Genomic DNA, 2,862 nt, shown 5'->3' with positions numbered 1-2,862 from the left:
GGTTCCGCGCGACGCGCACGACGTCATCACGGAACTCGGTCGGGTAGGGCTTGGGCACAGCAACATCCTTCCAGGCCACCCTCGAGGGCAAGCCAGATCAGATGTCACCTATTCGTGCAGCAGTCCCGATCGCGATGATGAGTTCTCGGTCAGAGCCAAGCTTCTCCATCGCTTTTCTGAAAGCCTTAGAACGTGTGCTCGCGGTTCCGACGAATCCACGCGAGATGAGTTGCGTAAAGACTCTCCGGCCTAGGTACTTCGTGTTCTTATATGTGACTCGGAACCCGCCGCGCTGTCCTGTCTTGAAGGTTGCATCAGTCATGGCTAGTCGTATCCAGTCAGCGGAGACGTACATGCCTTTGAGCGTCTGCCCGTCGAGTTTTCGACCAGCGTCTCCGCGCACGAACTTGAACCAGAACGGCGTCTCGAACGCACGCCAGTCTGCGGCCTTCGTCGGGATTTCACGACCTTTCGGCATGAGGTCGAGCTGCTTCTCGATCTCGTTCTTACGTCGGTAAACCCACTCGTAGGCGCCGCTTCCATCGCCACTGTCGGCGCGTTCGAGTCGCTTGTATTGAACGAAAGTGAAGGCGTCGTGGACCTGGTCCCAGTAGAGGAGGTCGACGCCGAGTTCTTCCTCGATGGGCTTCTTGTTCACGGACATCACGAGGAGCTTCCGCTGACCGTTTCGATCCTCGAACACCGCGAGACTCGCCGCTCGCTGATCGGCGATGAGCTTGCCATCGAAACGTTGAAGATCGAGCGGAAGTAGTTCTTCTTCCATGTCTCGTTCGTAGCCAGCGTTCAGCACGGTGTCGAGAAGTGTCTCTTTCTCATCGATGCTAGGGGGCTCGCTGAACGCATCTGCGGGCAACGGAATGTCCGCAATCTGCGAAGCCAGGAGGACTGCATCTCGCGCTTCGACTCTCGACTGCTGCACCTCCTCATCGAAGGTTCGAGGCTCCCGGAACACGGAGTCCAGCCAGGGTCCGACCGCCGGATCGGTCCGTCTGAGATGGTCCAGGAGGACTCTCGTTGTAGGGCCATCGAGTCGGCGGGCGTAGAAGTGTTGCGGCATCGACGGCATCGGGACTGCCTGTTCTCGAAGCTCTCCGAGATCGAGAGGTTCGAGTAGGCGGAGGATTGGCGACAAGGTCGCACGTAGCGTTCCGCTCGCAATCCCTGCGACACCGCGCGTGACTGCCAAACCAATCAGGAAGTCCCCGGCGCCGAGTTCATCATCCCCTTCGCGGACGATTGCGCAGAGGGAACCGACTGTCGGCGTTGATTCCTTATCAAAGGCCTCGCTGATCTTCTCGACGCTGAGGTAACTGATCCGGTTTGCGCCCTTCGCGTGCACGACGTACATCACCAGAGGCGTCGTTGTCTCGGTGCTTTCCGTCATCTCCTCATTTTACGTGAGTCCTCCAGTGCGCCACGGGTGCCGGGGCGCACCTGGCTGACAAGTCCGCCTTCTCCGCGGCGGTGTGAGCAGAAGGAGCATCCCAGTGATTGATATCGACCCGAACGGTACCGGGCTTCCCGGTATCGAGCAGTTGCGCATCATCGTCGGCGCGGTCATGACTGTCGGCCTGATCCTCTCCGTCCTCGCGTTGATCATTTCCGCGATCGTGTGGGGGTTCGGTGCGAACAGCAGCAACCCGCACCTTGCTTCGCGGGGGAAGGTCGGGGTGCTCGTCTCCTGTGGGGCGGCGATCATCTGCGGCGCGTCGGTGACGCTCATCAACTTCTTCTGGGGCGTCGGCCAAGCCGTATAGCCCGTCAGATCGTGCAGGGAGGAGCGAACGATGAGTGTGTGTGATGTGCCGGTGATCTCGGCCGTGTGCGAGACCGTCGGGCAGGGGGCGGCGACGCTGATCGCGGCCCCGTTCGATTGGCTCGCCCAGGCGATGGGCGGGGCCGCCGCGTGGCTGTTCGAAGCTGTCTGGGCCGTGTTCGACACCACCACCCTCGTGGATCTGTCAGACCCCGGGTACATCGGCGTCTACAACATCCTCTTCGGGGTTTCGGTGTTCGTCGTGCTGATCTTCTTCTGCCTGCAACTGATCACAGGCCTCATCCACCGCGACCCCACCGCCCTCAGCCGCGCCGCCCTCGGTGCGGCGAAAAGCATCCTCGGATCGTTCGTCGCCATCGGGCTGACGGGTCTGTTGTTGGAGATCACCGACCAGCTCGCGCTCGGGATCGTGCAAGCGACCGGGAACACGATGGAATCCATCGGTGACCGCATCGCCCTCCTTGCGGCAGGGTTCGCCGGGATCAACATCGCAGCCCCCGGCGTGGGGGCGATCGTGACGATCTTCCTCGCCGGCCTTGCCATCAGTGCTGCTGCGATCGTGTGGTTCTCGCTCCTGATCCGTAAGGCACTGCTGCTGGTCGCGATCGTGTTCGCCCCCATCGCCCTCGCCGGGTTCTCCTGGGATGTGACGAAGGGGTGGTTTGCGAAGTGGGCGACGTTCGTGATCGCCTTGATCCTCTCCAAACTCGTCCTCGTGGTGATCTTCCTCGTCGCCATCACCCAAGTGAGCGCGCCAATTGAGCTCGATCTCGCGTCGATCAGCGACCCGATCGCCGGTGTCGTGCTGATGTTCATCGCCGCGTTCGCCCCGTACATGACGTATAAGTTCCTGTCCTTCGTCGGGTTCGACATGTATCACGCGATGTCCACCGAACAAGAAGCCAAATCGGCGCTCAACCGTCCTGTTCCCGTGCCACAGGCGCTCGCGCGTCAGTTCAGTCTCCCCGAATCTCCCGCGCAACTCCACACGCGTCAGATCGGGTGGGCCCGATCGCAGGCGGCGAGCCTCACCGAGTACTTCGTGAGCATCGGCCGGCTCGACC

General features: G+C 61.4%; 2 protein-coding genes and 1 pseudogene. 2 read left to right on the top strand and 1 reads right to left on the bottom strand.

Annotated features, from left to right (window positions below; genetic code table 11):
- Positions 1 to 97 precede the first annotated feature (97 nt).
- A complete protein-coding gene (locus KZA10_RS11295) occupies positions 98 to 1,405 on the bottom strand; it encodes a hypothetical protein (protein ID WP_218682933.1) in 1,308 nt (435 codons plus the stop codon).
- Positions 1,406 to 1,508: 103 nt separating this feature from the next.
- Between KZA10_RS11295 and KZA10_RS11290 the strand changes: the two genes are divergently transcribed.
- Entirely contained in the window at positions 1,509 to 1,778 is a 270-nt protein-coding gene (locus tag KZA10_RS11290; protein ID WP_194582290.1) for a DUF6112 family protein, read from the top strand.
- 30 nt (positions 1,779 to 1,808) lie between these two features.
- A pseudogene (locus KZA10_RS11285) lies at positions 1,809 to 2,862 on the top strand (hypothetical protein); the annotation flags it as partial.

The sequence above is a fragment of the Microbacterium sp. BF1 genome, from assembly GCF_019279095.1.
In the GTDB taxonomy this organism is placed as follows: Bacteria; Actinomycetota; Actinomycetes; order Actinomycetales; family Microbacteriaceae; genus Microbacterium; species Microbacterium maritypicum.
Note: the sequence above shows the minus strand (reverse complement) of the source record. Positions and strands in the feature narration are given on the sequence as shown.

Bases quoted from the DNA above. Each gene is read 5' to 3' on its own strand.
- KZA10_RS11295 (WP_218682933.1), bottom strand. From the start codon at position 1,405: ATGACGGAAAGCACCGAGACAACGACGCCTCTGGTGATGTACGTCGTG.